This window comes from Photorhabdus aballayi, from assembly GCF_026153155.1.
Lineage (GTDB): Bacteria > Pseudomonadota > Gammaproteobacteria > Enterobacterales > Enterobacteriaceae > Photorhabdus > Photorhabdus luminescens.
The window spans coordinates 1-1194 of sequence record NZ_JAPFCD010000136.1 but is presented as its reverse complement, the minus strand read 5'-3'; the positions used below and the strand labels follow the sequence as shown (position 1 = coordinate 1194).

The following is a 1194-nucleotide window of genomic DNA, read 5'->3' as shown; positions in this document are numbered from 1 at the left end:
GTATTTCGTAATAGAGAAAAGTGTATTATAAGCGATAGATATTGAAGAGGCTGGCCAATATCTATACACTCCAATTCTCACAGATCCAGCATTAGTATGTGTTAAAGTAAGGAATGAAAAGTCCTGAAAGATAGTAAGGATATTTCTGGCCTTAACGTTATCGAAAAGGTACAGGCAAACGACTGGTTAATGGTCTCAGCTGCTCTCTGTCATCCCATAACCCTGGAAACACTTCAAATTTCAGGTCGTCACGGTTAATACCTCTATCAAAATAGCGACAAAGGCGTTCTTGAAGACTGCTGTGTGCCCACATATTGGTGAGCTCATATTTTTCGATAATCTCTCGATCTTCTGGTAGCGATAAATCCTCTTTTAGCACAGGAGCAAGTGTAGTACCAATATTCCCCCTTGAACCAATATCAATCAGTTTGCCACCCAAGAAAGAGAAGTTGTCCCTGTGACTAGGATAGTGCCCGATATCCATTGAAGTATAGGCTTCAATCCAGTAATTATCATAGGATTGAAGATTGGGGATAACCGATTTATCCTTGATTTTATCCTGTATCAGGAACTTACTAACAGTATTGACAACAAAAACTCGAAACAAGATATTAACCTCGTTAAGGTCAATATCTTTCCATATACCATTCGTATTACTAATATCATAAAAACGCATTTCTGCACGATTCAGCATTTGTCCAATGGTGTACAGATTATCTCTCAGTTTGACACTCACCAGGTGATTGGGTTTCCAAATAATACGCTTAGTCATTTTATTAATACAGCTGTTGCTCTTACCTGTCTCATTCAAAAGATTATCAGTCACATCAAAAGTACTTGTTTTTACAAGCATTGCCCTGAAACTATGAGGTCAGAGGTAACAAACCGTCTAGCTTTCAGTGCATAATACCAAAAGACATTGGAATGTAATCCGCTCTCCTTGTCAAAATACTTACTGTTCTGTGTAAGCTCAAAATAACCTGCTTTACAGGCTATTTCTGAAAAATGTACACATCGGCCGAAATCGTGTAGCAAAGATATCATACTTATACGATCAATAGTAAATATCTATGATTTCATTCATATCTTCATCAAGGGAATATCCTGTAATTAGATTAACTCAACTTACATCCCGTTTGAATAAAACTCATCATCAATTCAGACCACCAGTGCCTTAATCGATATGAAGATTTG

1 protein-coding gene is annotated in these 1194 nt (G+C 37.2%); it reads right to left on the bottom strand.

Going from position 1 to position 1194, the window contains the following annotated elements; all coding sequences use genetic code 11:
- Positions 1-157 precede the first annotated feature (157 nt).
- Positions 158-772: a DUF8309 domain-containing protein gene (locus OO184_RS24900; protein WP_265381449.1), complete on the bottom strand. Its 615-nt coding sequence runs from the start codon at positions 770-772 to the stop codon at positions 158-160.
- Between the last annotated feature and the right edge of the window lie 422 nt (positions 773-1194).